Annotated in this window: 18 protein-coding genes and 1 pseudogene; 13 read left to right on the top strand and 6 right to left on the bottom strand. The window is 41.3% G+C overall.

Going from position 1 to position 20,388, the window contains the following annotated elements; all coding sequences use genetic code 11:
• Nucleotides 1-226 precede the first annotated feature (226 nt).
• The 10 genes and pseudogenes from gltB to E0H87_RS13395 all read left to right on the top strand — a co-directional run bounded on the left by gltB (nt 227) and on the right by E0H87_RS13395 (nt 13,203).
• Nucleotides 227-4,702 carry a glutamate synthase large subunit gene (gene gltB / locus E0H87_RS13440; RefSeq protein WP_171458381.1) on the top strand — a complete coding sequence of 1,492 codons (4,476 nt, stop codon included), beginning with the start codon at nt 227-229 and terminating at the stop codon, nt 4,700-4,702.
• 69 nt (nt 4,703-4,771) lie between these two features.
• Nucleotides 4,772-6,193: an FAD-dependent oxidoreductase gene (locus tag E0H87_RS13435; protein ID WP_131324052.1), complete on the top strand. Its 1,422-nt coding sequence runs from the start codon at nt 4,772-4,774 to the stop codon at nt 6,191-6,193.
• A 187-nt stretch (nt 6,194-6,380) separates the two neighbouring features.
• Nucleotides 6,381-7,259 carry a metal-dependent hydrolase gene (locus tag E0H87_RS13430; protein ID WP_131324051.1) on the top strand — a complete coding sequence of 293 codons (879 nt, stop codon included), beginning with the start codon at nt 6,381-6,383 and terminating at the stop codon, nt 7,257-7,259.
• A 136-nt stretch (nt 7,260-7,395) separates the two neighbouring features.
• Nucleotides 7,396-7,986, top strand: coding sequence for a LemA family protein (locus E0H87_RS13425; protein ID WP_131324050.1), 591 nt, complete (start codon nt 7,396-7,398; stop codon nt 7,984-7,986).
• Nucleotides 7,987-8,012: 26 nt separating this feature from the next.
• Nucleotides 8,013-9,062 carry a TPM domain-containing protein gene (locus E0H87_RS13420; RefSeq protein ID WP_131324049.1) on the top strand — a complete coding sequence of 350 codons (1,050 nt, stop codon included), beginning with the start codon at nt 8,013-8,015 and terminating at the stop codon, nt 9,060-9,062.
• Entirely contained in the window at nt 9,056-9,616 is a 561-nt protein-coding gene (locus E0H87_RS13415) for a TPM domain-containing protein (protein ID WP_131324048.1), read from the top strand. Before E0H87_RS13420 ends, E0H87_RS13415 begins: the two co-directional genes overlap by 7 nt.
• Before the next feature lie 263 nt (nt 9,617-9,879).
• Nucleotides 9,880-10,230: a prepilin-type N-terminal cleavage/methylation domain-containing protein gene (locus E0H87_RS16300; protein WP_131324047.1), complete on the top strand. Its 351-nt coding sequence runs from the start codon at nt 9,880-9,882 to the stop codon at nt 10,228-10,230.
• A 169-nt stretch (nt 10,231-10,399) separates the two neighbouring features.
• A pseudogene (locus E0H87_RS13405) lies at nt 10,400-10,499 on the top strand (type IV pilin protein); the annotation flags it as partial.
• Between the two features lie 282 nt (nt 10,500-10,781).
• Entirely contained in the window at nt 10,782-11,507 is a 726-nt protein-coding gene (gene tfpZ / locus E0H87_RS13400; protein ID WP_131324046.1) for a TfpX/TfpZ family type IV pilin accessory protein, read from the top strand.
• Between the two features lie 67 nt (nt 11,508-11,574).
• Complete coding sequence (locus E0H87_RS13395; RefSeq protein ID WP_131324045.1) at nt 11,575-13,203, top strand: PglL family O-oligosaccharyltransferase; 1,629 nt, start codon at nt 11,575-11,577, stop codon at nt 13,201-13,203.
• A 41-nt stretch (nt 13,204-13,244) separates the two neighbouring features.
• Here the strand turns inward: E0H87_RS13395 and bfr are convergent, their stop codons facing one another.
• From bfr to gmk, 6 genes are all read right to left on the bottom strand, one after another.
• Nucleotides 13,245-13,709 carry a heteropolymeric bacterioferritin subunit Bfr gene (bfr, locus tag E0H87_RS13390; RefSeq protein ID WP_016168691.1) on the bottom strand — a complete coding sequence of 155 codons (465 nt, stop codon included), beginning with the start codon at nt 13,707-13,709 and terminating at the stop codon, nt 13,245-13,247.
• A 239-nt stretch (nt 13,710-13,948) separates the two neighbouring features.
• Nucleotides 13,949-14,143 (bottom strand): bacterioferritin-associated ferredoxin, encoded by a 195-nt coding sequence (locus E0H87_RS13385; protein ID WP_016168690.1) that lies wholly within the window; start codon nt 14,141-14,143, stop codon nt 13,949-13,951.
• A gap of 220 nt (nt 14,144-14,363) precedes the next feature.
• A complete protein-coding gene (locus tag E0H87_RS13380) occupies nt 14,364-14,747 on the bottom strand; it encodes a RidA family protein (RefSeq protein ID WP_044739681.1) in 384 nt (127 codons plus the stop codon).
• Nucleotides 14,748-14,821: 74 nt separating this feature from the next.
• Nucleotides 14,822-16,927: a RelA/SpoT family protein gene (locus tag E0H87_RS13375; protein WP_131324044.1), complete on the bottom strand. Its 2,106-nt coding sequence runs from the start codon at nt 16,925-16,927 to the stop codon at nt 14,822-14,824.
• Nucleotides 16,928-17,150: 223 nt separating this feature from the next.
• Nucleotides 17,151-17,432, bottom strand: a complete 282-nt coding sequence (gene rpoZ / locus E0H87_RS13370) for a DNA-directed RNA polymerase subunit omega (protein ID WP_004978050.1) — start codon at nt 17,430-17,432, stop codon at nt 17,151-17,153.
• 79 nt (nt 17,433-17,511) lie between these two features.
• A complete protein-coding gene (gene gmk, locus E0H87_RS13365) occupies nt 17,512-18,135 on the bottom strand; it encodes a guanylate kinase (protein WP_131324043.1) in 624 nt (207 codons plus the stop codon).
• A 135-nt stretch (nt 18,136-18,270) separates the two neighbouring features.
• Between gmk and ispH the strand changes: the two genes are divergently transcribed.
• From ispH to pilV, 3 genes are read left to right on the top strand one after another with little or no spacing between them, the layout of a single operon-like run.
• Nucleotides 18,271-19,221: a 4-hydroxy-3-methylbut-2-enyl diphosphate reductase gene (ispH, locus tag E0H87_RS13360; RefSeq protein ID WP_131324042.1), complete on the top strand. Its 951-nt coding sequence runs from the start codon at nt 18,271-18,273 to the stop codon at nt 19,219-19,221.
• A gap of 48 nt (nt 19,222-19,269) precedes the next feature.
• Nucleotides 19,270-19,869: a GspH/FimT family pseudopilin gene (locus E0H87_RS13355; RefSeq protein ID WP_227547362.1), complete on the top strand. Its 600-nt coding sequence runs from the start codon at nt 19,270-19,272 to the stop codon at nt 19,867-19,869.
• A complete protein-coding gene (pilV, locus tag E0H87_RS13350) occupies nt 19,866-20,387 on the top strand; it encodes a type IV pilus modification protein PilV (RefSeq protein WP_131324041.1) in 522 nt (173 codons plus the stop codon). Before E0H87_RS13355 ends, pilV begins: the two co-directional genes overlap by 4 nt.
• Nucleotide 20,388 lies beyond the last annotated feature (1 nt).

Genomic DNA, 20,388 nt, shown 5'->3' with positions numbered 1-20,388 from the left:
TGCGAAAACATCAAGATTGCTTGCTTTAAAAGAGTGCGCAAAAGTCGCAATAGTTTCTTGCATTTCGGTCATGTACAAAAGATAAAATCAGTCTATCTTTGACATGAGAGTGCAAAATCATTGCATTAAATTGATCTTAGTGTGAGAAAGTTAGACTAAGTCGCAAAGAAGTTAGATAGTCAGCGCCCGATTCAGGGCCAAGTAGAAAGAAGGGTACGCTATGCACATGCCATCGCCTAATACTGTAGCTCCCGCTCAAGGTTTATACCAACCGGATGAGTTTAAAGATAACTGTGGTTTCGGCCTTATTGCACATATGCAAGGGAATGAAAGTCATGATCTGGTCAAGACCGCTATTCATAGCTTGAGCTGTATGACCCACCGTGGTGGTATTGCCGCCGATGGTAAGACCGGAGATGGGTGTGGTTTATTATTGGCGATGCCGAAACAGTTCTTCCGCGAAGAAGCAAAAAAACTGAGTGATATTACTCTCAGTGAAATTTTCGCGGTAGGTACGATTTTTCTTAACTTGGACCCAGCAATCGCTGCGCATTCAAAGCAAATTCTAAGTAAAGAAATTGAAGAAGAAGGTCTTCGCGTTTTGGCTTGGCGTGTAGTGCCAACCAACAATGCGGCATTGGGTGAAATTGCGATGCAATCTTTGCCAGCCTTTGAACAAATTATTGTGAACTGCCCTATGGGTGTCACTGAGGTTGAATTCAACCGTAAGCTATTCTTGGCACGTCGTCGTGCAGAGCAGCAACTTAGCAATGACCCATCATTCTACGTCACAACTTTGTGTTCAACTGTCATCAGCTATAAAGGTTTGATGATGCCTGCTGCAATTGCAGACTTCTATACAGACCTTGCTGATGAGCGCTTAGCATCACATATCGTGGTGTTCCACCAACGGTTCTCAACCAATACTTTACCGCGTTGGCCTTTGGCACAACCCTTCCGTTATCTTGCGCACAATGGTGAAATCAACACCATTACTGCAAACCGTAACTGGGCAATGGCGCGTACACCAAAGTTTGAAAACCCATTATTGCCAGGTTTAACTGAGCTTAAGCCGATTGTGAACCGCACAGGTTCTGACTCTTCAAGCTTGGATAATATGCTTGAGATTCTGGTTGGTGGTGGTATGGATCTGTTCCGTGCGCTACGTATGTTGGTTCCACCCGCTTGGCAAAACGTTGAAACTTTAGATGCTGACTTACGTGCATTCTATGAGTTTAACTCGAAGCACATGGAAGCATGGGATGGTCCTGCAGGTCTCGTGATTCAAGATGGTCGTCATGCAATCTGTATGCTGGACCGTAATGGTTTACGTCCAGCGCGTTGGGTGATTACGAAAAATGGCTATATTACTTTAGCCTCTGAAATTGGTGTTTGGGATTATCAACCTGAAGATGTGATTTCTAAAGGTCGTGTTGGTCCTGGTCAAATTCTTGTGGTAGATACCTTTACAGGTAAATTGCTTGACACCAAAGATGTCAGCAACCACTTGAAAAAAATGCGTCCATATCGTGAATGGTTGCGTGAAAATTCAATTCGCCTGCAAGGCAGCCCAGAACTTGAAGAATATTTGTGTGATCAAGGCTTAAAAGGTGATGACCTGAAAGCAGCGCAAAAAATGTTCATGGTGACCTTTGAAGAGCGTGATCAACTACTGCGTCCAATCGCTGAAAGTGGTCAGGAAGCAGTAGGTTCAATGGGTGATGACACACCTATGGCGGTGTTGTCTCGTCAAGTTCGTCACGTGACTGATTATTTCCGTCAGCAATTTGCGCAAGTCACCAATCCACCAATTGATCCATTACGTGAATCGATTGTGATGTCATTGGAAACCTGTTTTGGTCGTGAGCAAAATGTATTTGAACAAGGTCCAGAACATGCAGACCGTTTAATTGTCTCAAGTCCTGTATTGTCAAACTCGAAAATGCATCAAATCCGTACTTTAGGTCGTAAGGGTTATGAAATTGCAGATATCGATCTGAATTATCCTGAAGCGGAAGGTTTAGAGTCTGCAATAAGCCGAATCTGTGAAGAATCTGCACAAGCGATTCGTGATGGAAAAACTTTATTAATTATTTCAGATCGTAAAATCCGTGAAGGCTTTTTACCTGCAAATGCTGCAATGGTCACAGGTGCAATTCATCATTTCTTGATCAATGCTGGTTTGCGTACAGATGCAAATATCGTTGTAGAGACAGCACTTGCGCGTGATGCACATCAGTTTGCCGTGATCTTAGGTTTTGGTGCAACAGCGATTTACCCATATTTAGCTTACGATGTAATCAATGACTTGATTGCAAAAGGTGAATTATTGGGTGATCCAATTCATGCTCAAGCGAATTTCCGTAAAGGGATCGATAAAGGTTTACTGAAAGTCCTATCAAAAATGGGGATTTCAACAGTCGCATCTTATCGTGGCGGACAGTTGTTCGAAGCGGTAGGTTTATCTGAAGAAGTTGTGAGTAAATGCTTTACCGGTGTACCAAGCCGTATTAAAGGTGCAACCTTTGTTGACCTTGAAAATGACTTGAAAAAATTAGCTGAAACGGCTTGGAAAGCACGTAAGCCAATTGACCAAGGTGGCTTGCTGAAATTTGTATTCGACAAGGAATACCATGCATTTAACCCTGACGTGATTAATGCTTTACACAAAGCGGTACGTTCAGGTAATTATGCTGACTTTAAAGAATATGCTGAGTTGGTGAATCATCGTCCAATTGCAACCATCCGTGATTTATTCAAGTTAAAAACAGATAACTCGATTGCTTTAGAGCAAGTTGAGTCAGTTGAGGCAATCTTGCCACGTTTTGACTCAGCGGGTATGTCTTTGGGTGCCTTGTCTCCTGAAGCGCATGAAGCAATTGCAATTGCCATGAACACCATTGGTGGTCGCTCGAACTCAGGTGAGGGTGGTGAAGATCCTGCACGTTACGGCACGATTCGTAACTCAAAAATCAAACAGATTGCATCAGGTCGTTTTGGTGTAACACCAGCGTACTTAACTTCTGCTGAAGTGTTGCAGATTAAAGTGGCACAAGGTGCTAAACCGGGTGAAGGCGGTCAGTTGCCGGGCGGTAAAGTGAATGGCTTAATTGCACGTTTACGCTACTCAGTGCCAGGTGTGACGCTGATTTCTCCACCACCACATCACGATATTTATTCGATTGAAGATTTGTCGCAATTAATCTTTGACTTGAAGCAAGTGAATCCACAAGCAATGGTGTCTGTGAAACTGGTCTCTGAGCCGGGTGTGGGAACCATTGCCGCAGGTGTTGCAAAAGCCTATGCCGATTTCATTACCATTTCAGGTTATGACGGTGGTACAGCCGCTTCGCCACTTTCATCGATTCACCATGCGGGTTCACCATGGGAATTGGGCCTAAGTGAAGCGCATCAAGCACTTCGTGTGAATGACTTGCGTGGCAAGGTACGTGTGCAGACTGATGGTGGTTTAAAAACTGGTCTGGACGTGGTTAAGGCTGCAATTTTAGGTGCAGAAAGCTTTGGTTTTGGTTCTACGCCAATGATCGCTTTAGGTTGTAAATACCTGCGTATCTGCCACTTGAACAACTGTGCAACGGGTGTTGCAACGCAGCAAGATCATCTACGTCAGGAACACTATATTGGTGAACCTGAAATGTTGATCAATTTCTTCCACTTTATTGCGGAAGAAACACGTGAATGGTTAGCTGCCCTAGGTGTTTCAAGCTTAAAAGATTTGATTGGTCGTACCGACTTACTTGAAGTTTTACCGGGTGAAACTGAAAAACATGCTCACTTAGATTTGAGCGCATTGCTTGAATCGCATCCAGCTGCTAACGGTAAGGCACAATATTGCCAAGTTGAAGGTAATGCACCATTCGATAAAGGCTTATTGGCTGAGCAGATGGTAGCCGAAATGTTGCCAGCAATTGAAGCGGGTACAGGTGGTGAATATAGCTTCAAGGTTGGTAACTGTGACCGCTCAATTGGTGCACGTATCTCGGGTGAAATTGCACGTCGTTATGGCAATTTGGATATGGAATCACACCCAGTTGTGATGAACCTAAAAGGTACTGCGGGTCAGTCTTTAGGGGTGTGGAATGCAGGTGGTTTGCATATCAAACTTGAAGGTGATGCGAACGACTATGTCGGCAAAGGTATGGCGGGTGGTCGTGTGTCGATCTTCCCACCAAAAGGTTCGCCATTCCAAACACAAGAAACTGCGATTATTGGTAACACCTGTTTATATGGTGCAACTGGCGGTAAAGTGTTTGCAGCGGGTACAGCGGGCGAGCGTTTTGCGGTGCGTAACTCAGGTGCCTTTGCGGTCATTGAAGGTGCTGGCGACCATTGCTGTGAATATATGACAGGTGGTGTGGTCACTGTACTGGGTAAAGTAGGTCACAACTTCGGTGCGGGTATGACAGGTGGTTTTGCCTACGTGCTTGACTTGGACAATGACTTTGTCGACTACTACAACCATGAGCTCATTGAGTTGAACCGTATATCAACTGAATCAATGGAAGAACATAAAGAGTTCTTACTGCGTATTCTTGATGAGCATATTGCTGAAACGGGTAGTGCATGGGCCTATAAGATCCGCAACGAGTTCGATTTTTACAGCCGTAAATTCTGGCTTGTAAAACCAAAAGCTGCTAATTTGCTTACGCTTTTGAAAACGACCAAAGCTGATCCTCAATAATTCCACTACTGCAGATATATAGGCAGGTGCAGCAAATAACGATGACTGCACCTACCCACGGAGAGAGACATGGCAGAGCGCCTAAATAATGACTTTCAATTTCTGGATGTTGCGCGCCAAGACCCAGAGAAAAAAGATATTACTGTCCGCAAAGCAGAGTTTGTGGAAATTTATAAACCGTTTACTGCGGAAGTGGCTGCTAATCAGACCCACCGCTGTTTAGGTTGTGGTAACCCGTATTGCGAATGGAAATGTCCAGTCCATAACTACATTCCAAACTGGTTAAAACTGATTGCTGAAGGTCGTATTTTCCAAGCAGCAGAACTTTGCCATCAAACCAATACATTGCCTGAAGTTTGTGGTCGTGTTTGCCCTCAAGACCGTTTGTGTGAAGGGGCGTGTACCCTGAATGATGGCTTTGGTGCGGTGACCATTGGTAATGCAGAAAAGTATATTAATGATACGGCATTCGCATTGGGCTGGCGTCCAGACATGTCGCATGTAAAATGGACCAACAAAAAAGTTGCGATTATTGGTGCAGGACCTGCGGGTCTGGGCTGTGCTGATATTTTGGTGCGCAGTGGGGTTAAACCCGTGGTATTTGATAAGCGTCCTGAAATTGGTGGCTTACTCACTTTTGGTATTCCAGAATTTAAAATGGAAAAAGACGTGATGAAACGTCGTCGTGAAATTTTCACGGGGATGGGCGTTGAATTCCGTTTAAATACTGAAATTGGCACTGACGTGACTATTGAGCAATTGCTTGCAGACTATGATGCGGTGTTCATGGGCATGGGAACTTATACCTACATGAAAGGTGGTTTCCCAGGCGAAGATCTCAATGGCGTGTACGATGCTTTAGATTTCCTGATTGCCAATGTTAACCGTTGCCAAGGCTGGGAAAAAGATCCAAGCGAATACATCAATGTTGATGGTAAGAAGGTTATTGTACTCGGTGGCGGTGATACAGCAATGGACTGTAACCGTACTTCATTACGCCAAGGCGCACATGACGTGACTTGTGCATACCGTCGTGACGAAAGCAACATGCCGGGTTCTGCACGTGAAGTAAAAAATGCCTATGAAGAAGGGGTGAAGTTCCTCTTTAACCGTCAGCCAATTGAGATTGTCGGTGAAAATGGCAAAGTGACTGGCGTTAAATTCGTCACCACACAAATGGGTCAACCTGATAGTCGTGGTCGCCGTAGCCCTGAACCTGTTCCAGGTTCTGAAGAAATTTTACCAGCAGATGCTGTATTGCTAGCATTTGGTTTCCGTCCGAGCCCAGCAGACTGGTTCGCGGGTGCCAATATTGGTTTAGATGGTTCGGGTCGTGTTGTTGCTGCTGAAAAGCAACAATATAAATTCCAAACGTCGAATCCAAAAATCTTTGCGGGTGGTGATATGGTGCGTGGTTCTGACTTGGTTGTGACTGCAATCTGGGAAGGTCGCCAAGCGGCTGAAGGTATTTTAGATTACCTAGATGTGTAAGATGGATTTACCTCGTTAACGGTTCTGGATTCATAAAAAACCCACTTCGGTGGGTTTTTTATTTTAATTTTTTGCCAATGGTCGGGTTGAATCTTTTGGCTAATCGACTAAGCATTTTTGCCATGTTGTGATGAACATGACATTTAGATACTGAGCATCTGTACTTTGCTTATATTGAGAAGTCATCATGCTGAAACAGACGACAGAAAAATCATACTTAAATCGTCCTAAAGCGCACGGAATTACTGTTCGTAAATTGCAGTTTAATCCCAAAGCCATTCGCCGCCATTATTTTGCCAATTCGCCGGTGATGTCACATTTACTGACCGCACTATCTTCAACTTTTCCAATTGGTGAACAATTTTTTGTACATAGTGTGCGTAATGTACGAGACTTGGTGACCGATGCGCAGTTACAAGCGCAAATTGCGGCTTTTATTGGACAGGAAGCGATGCATTCCAAGGCTCATACTGAATTTAATCAGGCATGGCGACGTGAAGATTATAATTTAGATCGCTTTCAAGACTGGTTGGCACGAAAAGACCACCATGTCAAAAGTTTACACCCTAAAATCCAGTTGGCGATTACCTGTGCTTTTGAACATTTTACCGCGCTATTGGGGGGCTATATTTTACGTCATCCTGAAGTGCTCAGTACCTTAGAAGAGGATGCGCAAAAATTATGGGTCTGGCATGCCATAGAAGAAATCGAACATCGCGCTGTGGCATTTGATGTTTATCAACATGTCTATGGAGATGATGCCGTACGTCGCATGATTATGCGCAGTGTCACCACGGGTTTTGCCAGCTTAACTTTTTATTCCGCCAGTCGTTTGTTTTGGCAAGATCGAGGAAAAAGTGTACTGAAAGTAAGAGGGAATCTTTTTGGTAGTTATTTATTGCTGAAGATGCTGATTCAATTGGCACCTGAATATTTGAGTTATTACCAAAAGGAATTCCATCCTGCAGCACACGACTACAGTCAAATTGTGAATTACTGGAAACAACGCTTGGCGGAGGATTATCAGATGCAGGGATTCGTGGCAGAGACTGTATCTGTATCATAATTAAAGTCGGGGATTTTCCCGACTTTTTTATACCGATGGGTGATTAAATAAATCAAACACAACGGAAATCAATTCGGTCTACAATATTTGCATTCAATAAGAAATGACATGCCAAGAAAAAGATGAGGATTGAACGATGCCGTGGATTAAAAATAGTGCGTTGATTGTGTTGCTGAGTGGTAGCTTGATGCTGACAGGCTGTGGCTATAACACGTTACAAGTCAAAGATGAAGCCGTAACCGCATCTTGGTCAGAAGTACAAAACCAGTATCAACGTCGTGCGGACTTGGTGCCGAATTTGGTCAATGTGGTCAAAGGTTATGCCAAACATGAAGAGAAAGTCCTTACAGAAGTCACTCAAGCCAGAGCCAGCGTGGCGGGTTTAAAAGTGGATAAAGAAGTGCTAGAAGATCCAGCGCTGTTTCAAAAGTATCAACAAGCACAAGATCAGTTGAGTAGTGCTTTAAAAAGTCTGTTAATGGTGCAAGAAAGTTATCCAGATTTAAAAGCCAATGAGCAATTCCGTGATTTACAAGTTCAACTAGAAGGCACTGAAAATCGGATTGCGGTCGCACGTAATCGCTATATCACCACGGTGCAAGATTATAATGCCTATGTACGACAATTTCCGCAGGTGATGACCGCAAAAGTCATTGGGATGCATACCAAGCCAAACTTTAGTGCAGAACAAAGTGCGCAAACTGCACCCAAAGTCTCCTTTGATTAAGTATCAAACTTAACTGGAATAAGTGAATGTATCGCTTAAAGTACCCCATCCAGCAGGCGGCAAGGTTCCTGTTAGGTGCTTTGTTGTCGTTAATATTCTGTTCATTTAATTGGGCAGAGACACCTCCAACAGTCGATGGTTCAGAAGATGCTGTGGTGATTGGTCAGGTTATTCAGCAGGCCAAAAAAGGCACTCAACCTTTAGATGCTGAACAACAGGCAGCATCCTCAGTACAAGTTGCAAATGATTTGGCTGATGGGCAAATGCGCCAATTGCCAAGCCTAAATACTCCTGTGATTGATCAAGCCAACATTTTATCTGATTCAGATAAACAGGCCTTGAGCCAACACATTTTAAAATTGCATGAGCAGGGTAAGGCACAAATTGGTGTAGTGATTGTGCCGACTACAGGACAGGAAGCCATTTTTGATTATGCGATGCGCGTAGCTGAACAATGGCAGTTAGGAACGGCAAAGCGCGATAATGGCTTGCTTATGGTTATTGCGATTAATGACCGTAAAATTCAGATCTTAACTGGCTACGGTTTAGAAGGGGTATTGCCTGATATTGTGGCTGGGCGCATTATTCGTAACGAGATTACCCCTTATTTTAAACAAGCTGAATATACAAAAGGCATTCAATCTGGACTGAATGAAATTGAGCGAATATTGAATTTAGACCCTGAAATTGCACAACAAGCTGCACAAGAATTACAACAGAAACAAGCTCAGGCATTACATGAACAACACGCACGATCACAATTCTGGACCTATGCCTTAATTATTATTGTGGTTGGCGCCTTTGCATCAATGATGATTGGTAAACGTCTTAGTGCTGCGACTGCGGGTGTGGCAGGTGTGGTTGCAGGCTTGGTCAGTGGTGTAGGTGTATTGACCAGTCTATTGGTAGGCGCAGGTATTTTCTTATTATTGGTTACTTCTCTGGCACAATTAATTTTACAAATACTGGCTTCAGGTTCTGGACGAGGTTCAGGTGGAGGCGGCTTTGGTGGGGGTGGTGGCTACCGAGGTGGTGGTGGCGGTTTTGGTGGTGGAGGTGCTTCAGGCTCATGGTAACAAAAACAGATTCAACTCAAATAGTCACAACACCGAATGTGCAAGAGCATGTTCAACCCAGTTTTAAACGCTGGCTCAAGCATTGTTGTTATTTTTCAAATACGCGACGCTATTTTAAAGCCGTTGAGCTAAAGAAAATAGCAACGGCGGTACAACACGCAGAGCAGGGGCATGTTGGTGAGATTCAAGTGGTCATCGAAGGGCATTTGCCATGTCTGCAAGCCTATCGGCAAAATACACGAAAACGTGCAGAGCAATTATTTGCAGAATTGGGTGTTTGGGATACGGAACACAACAGTGGAATATTGTTGTACTTAAACTTATGCGAGCGAAAGGTGGAGTTAGTCTTTGATCGAGGATTGCAGCAAGCAACTGAGCAAGAGGTATGGAATTCAATTTGTCAGAGCTTGGTGCAACAATTTGGTCAGTATCAATATGATGAGGCGGTTATACAAGCAATTTCTAGCATAGGTGAATTGCTACAGCAATTTTATGCTGAAAAGGAAATTGATCAAATCAATGAACTACCCAATGAGCCGATTATTTTGGATTAAGAATGAGAATTGGGGCACAAACATACTGAGTGTTAAACTTGAAACTAACAATTATTGTCACTTATGTATCTAATATGTCAAATTTGAAGAAATAATGAATAAAAATTATTTGAAAAAAAAATGGCTAAGGTGCTGTTTTTTTGTTGGATTTAACTATAATAAATCTTGGCACATTCCGTGCTCATTATAAACAAAGCATACAAAAGCGCTTCTTGCTTTACAAAGCTTAAAAAAAACTAAACAAAACATTTGTGGAGAATGTTATGAACGCTCAAAAGGGTTTCACTCTTATTGAATTAATGATCGTAGTTGCTATTATCGGTATTTTGGCGGCTATCGCGATTCCTGCTTATCAAAATTACACTAAACGTTCGATTGATCAATCATGTTTAGCTAGCACTAAGAATTATACAAACCAATATATTCTTTGGGCTAATGATCCTGATGGTGTAACTCCTCAACCACAAGCAGCTAACTTTAATATTACAGGAAAATGTGTGATTACTGATGGAGCTGCTGATAAGTCTGCTACATCTATTGCAGCTGCAATCACTGGTGGTCAAAAAACAGCTGCTACGTGTACTGTTGCTACAGGTCAATGTGTATTATCATAATCTGAAGAAAAAAAAGCGCATTAGAATGCGCTTTTTTTTTGTTTTAAAAAAGTCATATACTGACAATTGCTGAAAATTCCACTTTTTTTAAGTTATTGTATTTTTATAATATTTATTCTTGGTATGCTTTTTATTGGTAAATACTTAGCTTAAAAGTTCTGAGAAGAAAATGAAAAGGAATAATGGATTTACATTGATTGAATTAATGATCGTGGTTGCAATTATTGGGGTGATAGCCTCTATTGCTATTCCTGCTTATTTGAATTACACATATCGAAGTTCGGAGAATGCATGTTTAGCAGAGGTAAAAATAGTATCACATCGTTTATTTTGGGAGTTGAATGATCCAGAAAGTTTGGGAACTATTACTCAACCAGTTGCAGATGCTTGTAAGGATTTAAGCATAGCAGTTGGTAATACTGGAATTTCTGGTGAGGTTAAGAGACCTAGTTCAAACTCCAAAAAATATGCAAAATGTACATTAGGGGTGTCAGTTGTTTGTAAGTTTGCATCTGTACGATAAGTTTTAATTTTCTATTTTGGGGGTGATAATGTCTAAACGTATTAAATTTTTTATTGGTCACCTGAGTGTTTCGTTATTAATAGCAATCGCTACGGCAATTTTAATTTTTTTGGTATGGTATCCGCAGCCTTTGGCGAAAGCAGTAGGGGTAACCTCTCTTTTTGTAATGTTAATCATTATAGATGTGATTATTGGGCCATTATTGGGTTTGTTAGTTTATAAAGAAGGAAAAAATACCCTTAAATTTGATTTGGCAGTCGTAATTCTTACGCAGCTTGCTGCATTTACTTTTGGCTTCTATACAATTGCTCAAGGGCGTCCATTGTGGATTGTTGCTAGTAATTATAACTTTCAGTTGGTGAAGAATAATGAAATTAACGATCAATCCATTCAGTATGCTGCAGAAGCGTTCAAAACCAGAAGCTGGATAGGCCCTCAATTTGTAGGAATAAGAACTGATCTTAATCACCGCTCTCATGTTTCAACGGTACAGAATGGTCAGGGTGCTTGGTTTAACTATCCAGCACGCTATATATCTATTGATAAAGTTGAAAACCGTTTTAAATATGCGATACAAGATCTAACAATGTTAGAAAAATTCAATTCAAAAGAACAAGTGATATCTACGTTAAAACGCTATCCTCAAGCAAATGCTTGGATGCCTCTTGCTGCACCAGTAATGAATATGACCATTTTAGTCAATAAAGATACGGCTGAGATTGTTAAAATTGTTGACCTGCGTCCGTGGAAATAAATTGAAGCAGAAGAAAAAACCAACATTTTGAATTACACTATGCGCAGTTCTGCAACTGTAGCACCCCATGAAATTTATTCTTTCTTTACTTGCCAGTGTGCTTATAGCACTGGCTTGGCTTTTGCCCGTTCACTATCGTCCGTGGGTTACTTATACGGGTGAATTATTTGCTTTTTTATCCTTATTTGCTCTTACCGCAATTTTTCTTCAGCAAAAAATAAAACTACCAGTTTTGACGCTTCCATTCGTCGCTATGGCTTTTATTCCATTGTTGCAGTGGGTATTTGGGCTAGAGTTTTTCTTTAGTGTTGCTTTAATTTCAAGCCTTTTTGTCTTTGCTTTTTGGTTAAGTGCGGTATTGGGTTATAACTTATCTTTAACCTTAAAAGATCGAGAGCAAGCATTTACGAATTTAAGTTATGTCTTGTTGGTAGTCGGTACGCTTTCTGGAGTGATGGCAATTTGTCAGTGGCTCACCATTGAAAACCACTTTCCTGGTATTGCTAATTTTGGCGGCAACCGCCCATATGCGAATTTTGCTCAGCCAAATAATATGGCCACTTTCCTTATTCTTTCATTAATGGCGAGTCTGTATTTATTTGAGAAAAGTAAGCTTAAGGCGTGGATTTTGAACCTATGTTCATTGACGATCTTGATCGCATTGGTTTTAAGTCAGTCTAGAACGTCATGGGTTGTCTGCATTCTATTTTTAGCTTATTTCCTCTATCAGCAATATAGAGGGTATTTGCGCCTCAAGTGGTATGCAATGTTGACTTGGGTTGGCTTATTTATTGGGCTAATTTTAATCATGCCAACCATTGACCATTGGGTGGCACAAGCTGCACATTTGGCAATTGCGGACTCGCCAACAGCGATTGAGCGGGCAAGTACAGGGCATTTGCGTTTGGGTATCTGGCAACAAATGCTTTATGCCATTTCAGACCGCCCATGGTTTGGCTATGGCTGGAATCAGACCAGTGTGGCCCAAGTTGCAGTCAGTGAATACTATCGTATTCCTGAATGGGTGCGAAGCTCACATAATTTTGTGCTGGATTTCTTGGTATGGAATGGCTTACTGATTGGTGTGCCATTTTTGGGGTATTTAATTTATCTCGGATATCGCCTAATTAGCAAAGTGAGCTCTACAGAGTCGGTCATCGGTATTTTGATGATTGTGGCAGTATTGGTGCATGCCTTATTGGAGTATCCACAGAACTATGCTTACTTCTTATTACCATTGGGTTTTATCGTAGGTTTGGTGCTGTCGCAGGAACCTCAACTGAAAGTTTGGGCTTTGGCGCCTAAATATACCCAAATGATGTTTGTGGTAGGGGGCTTGCTTTTGGTGTTAATCCATCGTGATTATATGGTGGCAGTGCCTAAACTGAATCAGTCGATGCGTTATGAGCATACCCCTGAAAAAATTACCAACCATGATCGCATTTATGTCTTAGATGAACTGAGTCGCAGAATTGCATGGATTCGATTGAACCCGAACACGGTATTGAGTAAAGCGGAATTGCAGCAAATCTATGAGATGGTGCAGTGTTATCCAACCAAGTACGATCTATTGAAATATGCACGTGTCCTCGCCTTTAATGGGGATGAACAGGGAGCACGTCACCAATTATGGTTATTAAAACAATTGAAGCATGTCGATGTAAGTTATGAGTCTTTGTTAGAGCCAGCAAAATAAAAGATCTAAAAAAGCCAGCGATATGCTGGCTTTTTTATTGATCAGAGTTGGCTTTGAATATAGTTTTCAATGCCAACGCTTTCGACTAAATCTAGTTGAGTGGTGAGCCAGTCCCAATATTCTTCTTCTTTTTCTAGAATTTCTTGAACCAAATCACGTGTTACATAGTCCAAGGTTTGTTCAGCCAAAGTGACCGCAGTTTTGATGCTTTCAATGTTCTCTTTTACTTTGCGGATATCACAATTCAGAACTTCAGCGGTGTGCTGACCGATATAAAGTTTACCGAGGTGTTGTAAATTCGGCAAACCTTCTAAAAATAAAATACGCTCAATGATTTTATCGGCATGCTTCATCTGACGAATGGATTCTTTGTATTCAGCAGAGCCCAGCTGTTCAATGCCCCAGTCATTAAACATTCTTGAATGTAGGAAATATTGGTTAATAGCCGTTAAATGATGATAGAGCACCTGATTTAACTGGTTAATCACATCGCGATTGCCTTTCATAGCATAAACTCCATCAATCAATGCTGGTTTAAAATTCTAAGTTAGGCCATAACAGCCTATTATTCTGTAAATCTTAAACAAGAAAATGGTGAAAGGCGAGTGCTTTATTGAACAGCAAATGAAAATCGCAATCAAAAACAATTGGATATTAAACTGGAAAAATAAAACCCGCTTAGAGTCAAAGGCGGGGGAGGGGGAATAGTCAATTAAGACTATTGCATTTTTAAGTATTGTTATTCTTAGGCTGCGACGGCAATACGTCCCGCAATCTCTGCAATTTCATCACTAATGATGGCACGTGCTTCAGGCGCACAACGACCACAGCATGTACCAAGATCAAGCAAATCACGGATTTCACGATAGCTTTCTGCACCGTTAGCAACGGCATCTTTAATATCTTGATCTGTAATACCACGACACAAACATACGTACATGACTGCGAGCCAGATGAATTTAAATACGATAAGTAATATTATTGATAATTGTTATCGTTTGTCAATAACATTCATTTAAAAAGAGAATTATTATCATTGGGAATTTGAATAAAAAAATACCAGCTGAGCGGAAATCCGAGTTCTGCTCGGATTTTGCGCAAGAGCTTTAATATGGTTTAGAGTTAAAAATTGAAGGTGGCGATTGAATTAATTTTATAAATTATTGTGGAATAATCACAATACCATCCATCTCGACCAAAGCGCCTTTAGGTAGACTTGCCACACCTAACGCAGCACGTGCTGGGTAGGGTTGGGCAAAATATTCACCCATAATTTGGTTGACCAGTTGGAAATTAGATAAATCAGTCAAAAAGATATTGAGTTTGGCAATATCGGCCAGAGAGCCACCTGCGGCTTCACACACGGCTTTTAAGTTATCAAAAACGCGGCGAATTTGCGCTTCAATGCCTTCTACCAATTCCATACTGTACGGATCTAAACCGATTTGCCCTGAAAGATAAAGTGTTTCACCAACGAGAATTGCTTGAGAATAAGTACCAATCGCAGCAGGGGCATTTTCAGTATGAATAACTTGGCGGGACATCGATTTCTCCTTTTATATCTGAATACATCTTAAAGGATTGTATTCAGATACAGAAGCCCTATCGATTTAAATGATTAACTTGCTATAGAAGCTTCGGTCATATTTAGTGGTATAGCGAGGCGGGTAATACGTGGAAAGCCGTAGTGCATGCGTAAGTCACGAATGATCTGGGCAATTTGTTTGCGATTATTGACCACAATATTTACATAGGTTTTATGGTCGTAATTGCGTACCATTTCTACCCCTGTTTTGGCTTTACGGCATTGGTAGATTAGATCTGAAATCTGTTCATCATCCATTTCCATGTCAATGCAAAGATAGGCAGTAAAGCTGACATCATCAAGGTCTTCGGAAGACCATTGTAGTGGCATGATATTTTCAGGATGTAAATGTTGCTCATGTAATAGGTTATGGCATCGTGCACGATGCACAATTAATCCACGACGTGAAAGATGTCCTTGAATTGGATCGCCTAACACAGGATTGCAGCAATGTGCATATTTAACATCAACGCCCTCTGTACCTTGAATCAGGCGATCAGAGCTATGATCTTCAATCGATTGATCTTGAGCAAATAAATGATTGGCGACCAGTTGTGGTAATAAGTCGCCCACAGCAATTTGCTGGAATAAACGATTTTTAGAATCTAGATGACGCCATTCTAAAAGATCTAACCAATCATCTTCCGTCAGGTCGTCTGTAGAGCGATGGAAAAGTTTTAAGGCACGGTTGAGTGCTTGTTCCCCAACCAATTGCTGCTCTTCTACATCTTGATCTCGTAGGATATTTTGAATGGCACGACGGGCTTTTTGTGTATTGATAAAGCTGAGCCAATCTGGATTTGGCGTGGCGAGAACATCGGTAATAATCTCGATGACTTGCCCACTCACAAGTGGTGTAGATAAAGGCTTGGTTTCACCATTAATTTTCGCACCAACCGCATGATTGCCTAAAAAAAGACTCGCTGAATAGGCAAAATCTACGGCAGTTGCCCCTTGTGGTAATTCATGCAATTGCCCGTGCGGGGTATACACCCAAATTTTTTCTTGGTGTAAATAATCCAGTAAATCGTTAAAGGTGGTTTTTGCGCAACTGCTATCAATTAAAACATTTAAGTTTTGCATGGAGGCTTGAATGGCAGAACGACAGGCTTGAGGGGCATTTTCACCCAATACAACGCCATAACGCGCAGCCTTACGCATCAATTCGGTTTGTAAAGTCAGTGAGAGTGTGGTTTTTTCGCCTTTGAGGCGCAGCATGAGCGACTGGTTACCACCCGGCAATGGTCGTCGGATATGGTCTTGATAAGACAGAACTTGGAAATGTTCTTGTAAAATTTCAGCGAGATTGTCGCAATCCGCAATACTTTGTAGAACAATTTCAAAAGCATGACTATGAGTCAATTCTTGCAAATCAATGTCGTTTTTGACGAAGTGACGGAGTAACTCAATGTTGTTGTTTTTCTTTTTAATTCGACCACTGATTTGATTTTGTTGTAACAGTGCAGTTAGATTTTTTTCCCATAAAGCTTGATATTCACAGCGTTTGGGCTTGGTTTTAAGCAAAGCTTCTTGAACATTATTAAACATATCTAAATCAAGATTTTGATAACAGAGATGTTCAAGATTGTCGGCCATTTCATTCATGCCCACTAAACGAGCCATCGGCACAAACACATCAAAAGTTTCTTGGGCAATGCGTGCGCGCTTATCTGGACGTAAAGACTCCAGCGTGGTCATATTATGATAGCGGTCAGCCAATTTAATAATAATGACACGCGGATCTTGTAGGGTAGCTTGTAAAATTTTTCGGAACGAAGCGGCTTTGTTATATTCTTTATCGCTAGAATGGCTGAGTTTGGTGACGCCGTCGACTAGTTCTGCCACGGTCAGCCCAAATTTTTCTTTAATATCTTCTTTGCTAAAATCCGTATCTTCAATCACATCATGTAGTAATGCAGCCATAAGGGTTTCTGCATCTAAACGCATGTGCGCCAAAATACAACTAACGGCAATCGGGTGCAGAATGTATGGCTCACCACTTTTTCGTGTAATTCCATCATGCGCAATATCGGCATAATCACAGGCCGCAAGTACTCGCTCGACTTCGCTTTCATTAAGATAAGCGTCGATAATCACTTTGAGTTGTTGTTTGGCTTGGCTGACTTCTGCGCCTGGCATATAACACCTGTACCTATACCATGAGGAATCTATTCGTTAGTTCAATTTTTAATAAAAAGCAAAGTGCGAAACTTGTCAAATTTTTTGTGCAAAAATCGCAAATTGGCAGTTTAAAAAAATAGCGTAATTTAAGTTAATGTTATAACTGTTCTTGAAGAAATATTAAAGTTCCAAGCGTAAAAAAGCCTAGTTAAAAACTAGGCTTTTATGTAGTTTTTCTTTCTTATTGGAAAGAGAAACCATCTAAATTCAAATTGTTTGCAGAAAGTGCAAGATCAAGGCTTGAAGTTTGATAGTCTTGCTCACGTTGTTTCAAAATATCTTTTGAAACGTGACCAATTGCAATTTCACGCAGTGCAACAACTGTTGGTTTATCGTTGTCCCATTCTACAGTTGGTTCAATACCTTGACGTGCGAGTTGGCGCGCACGTTTGCTTGCCACTAGTACAAGCTCAAAGCGGTTGTCTACATGGTCTAAACAATCTTCAACGGTTACGCGTGCCATAGGTGCTCTCGTATAAATGCTAAAATTCGGAAACAGACTACACAGTATAAAATGCTTTCAGTTTAGACTCAAGGTTTAATCACGATTCAATGGGAGTGATCAACTTTTGAATTAAGTCTTGATGACGATTGGCTTGTTGCGTGAGAACCAAACGGTTTGCCGTAATGACAGACTCAAGATCATGCAAGGCTTTATTAAAGTCATCATTAATAATGACATAGTCAAAATTAACAAACTGCTGCATATCTTCAACGGCACAACTTAAACGATGCTCAATCACTTCTACACTGTCTGTGCCACGATTAGATAGACGTTGACGTAAATCGAATTGGCTCGGCGGTAAAATAAAAATCTGTATGGATTCTGGGAATAATTTGCGGACTTGTTCTGCACCCTGCCAGTCAATTTCCAGTAAAACATCATGTCCTTTGGCGAGTTGCTCTTTTACAGTTGCTTGCGCAGTGCCGTAATAATTGCCAAAAACTTCTGCATACTCAATAAATCCGCCTTGATCCACCAACGTTAGAAAGTTTTCTTTTTGAGTGAAATGGTAATGTACACCGTCAAGTTCACCAGGACGCTGTCCACGGGTGGTATGAGATACAGAAACATGTAAATTGCTTACACGCTCAAGTAGGGCTTTTACGAGAGATGTTTTGCCAGTTCCTGACGCAGCAGAAACGACAAACAAGAGACCCGACATGATATTTTTCCTGATATGATAAAATATCTTCTCTATTTTAGAGTAGATGTGTTGCAAACTAAATAGCTAGTCGAATTTTAGTTTGCATAAATTTAGTTTCGCATGACGTGCATTTAAGTGAGCAATGAGGGTTTTATGGAAATTGTATTGGCTAATCCGCGTGGTTTTTGTGCAGGGGTTGATCGGGCCATTGCGATTGTAAATCGTGCACTTGAGTGTTTTCAGCCGCCTATTTATGTGCGTCATGAAGTGGTACACAATAAATTTGTGGTAGATGATTTACGTCAGCGTGGCGCGATTTTTGTCGATGAACTCGATGAAGTGCCTGATGACAATATTGTGATTTTTAGCGCGCATGGTGTATCTAAAGCAGTACAGCAAGAAGCAGAACGTCGCGGTTTAAAAGTTTTTGATGCAACTTGTCCTTTGGTCACCAAAGTGCATATTGAAGTCACTAAATATGCCCGTGAAGGGGTGGAAGCCATTTTGATTGGTCATGAAGGTCATCCTGAAGTGGAAGGCACAATGGGACAATATGACAAAAAAAATGGGGGCGAGATTTATCTGGTTGAAGATGAAGAAGATGTCGCTCAGTTGAATGTGCATCATCCTGATAAAGTGGCTTTTGTGACGCAAACAACGTTGTCGATTGATGACACTGCGAAAGTGATTGATGCGCTACGCAAAAAATTCCCGAAGATTCAGGGTCCTCGCAAAGATGATATTTGTTATGCCACGCAAAACCGCCAAGATGCCGTGCGTGATTTAGCTGAGCAGTGTGACGTGGTTTTGGTTGTTGGATCTCCAAACTCATCGAATTCGAACCGTTTACGCGAACTAGCAGAGCGTATGGGTAAAGCAGCTTATTTGGTCGATAATGCGGAACAATTACAGCAAGACTGGTTTAATGTGGATACCAAAATTGGGGTAACGGCTGGTGCATCTGCGCCTGAAATTTTGATTAAACAAGTCATTCAGCGTTTGCAAGATTGGGGCGCGAAAGTGCCAGAAGAGCTTGCAGGGCGTGAAGAAAACATTACCTTTAGTTTGCCGAAAGAGTTACGTATTCCTGTAACACAAGCTTAAAGTGTTGCAGACTTAACATTATATTTTTATTAAAGATTTGACAGATGGTTGCTTTTTGGCAATCATCTGTTTTTTTATGCCATTTATCCTTTTTGTGTTCGTTTTGTAAAAAAAAGAAATATGATTTTAAATAGGGTAAAAGAGAAATTGCCTTGGGGAGGGCGTATGCGAACAAATCGAGGGTTCACCTTAATTGAACTCATGGTGACAATTGCAGTGTTGGCGATTATTGCCATGATGGCGGTGCCTTCTTTCTCGGATATGATAAGCAGGCAAAATTTAAGCGGTAGTGCGAAAGAGCTACAAGGAACGTTAAATGAGGCTAGAAGTCGGTCTGCTGCAATGAGAGTAAGTGTTGCTGTATGTGTTAATAAAAATAAGGCTGGTACAACTATCACGCCTGCACAGTGCATCGCTGCTATAGACTCAAGTTTGGATCCTAATGTTTACATAAATCAAAATAGAGTTTTATTGGCTAAAGTTTCAAAAAAAGTAGACGTTAAATCAGATAGTTTAGGAGTAATGTTCCAACCCACGGGGACAATTCAAGCCACCAATACAATTGTACTTTGCTCTAATGGTGAGTCAAAAACTATAACTATTTCAAAAATTGGGACATTGGACCAAACTACGGGGACTTGTTCATGAATATTCGAGCTAATCAATTGGGCATTGGCATGGTTGAAGTGTTGGTCTCGTTAATTATTTTGGCAATAGGTGTGCTTGGCTATACTGCATTGCAATTAAGAGCTGTGGAAGCGGGTAATGAAGCTTTAAAGCGCTCTCAAGCCACAATTTTAATGAGGGGTTTAACAGAAAGTATTCGTGCAAACTCAGAAGGACAATCATTTTACCCAAAAAAAATACAAGCATATTCAGCCATGAGTGCTTTGCCGACAGGCGTTAAGTCTTGTTTAAATGCGGTATGTAACCCAGAAGAAATGGCTGCATATGATGCTTATTTAGTTGCTAGAGCTGCTTTCCAAAATGGGATGAATATGACCATGACTCTATGCCCAGGTGCAAATAAAGCTACAAGCAACCGACAGTGTTTATTTGTAGCATGGGATGAGACTAAGTTTGCAGGCATAGATTATAGTGAGTGCATTAGTAGTTCTGGTATTTATATAAATGGTGCTAAGTGCCTCATGATGGAGGCATATTAAA

Source organism: Acinetobacter sp. ANC 4178 (genome assembly GCF_004331175.1).
Taxonomy (GTDB): Bacteria; Pseudomonadota; Gammaproteobacteria; order Pseudomonadales; family Moraxellaceae; genus Acinetobacter.
Note: the sequence above shows the minus strand (reverse complement) of the source record. Positions and strands in the feature narration are given on the sequence as shown.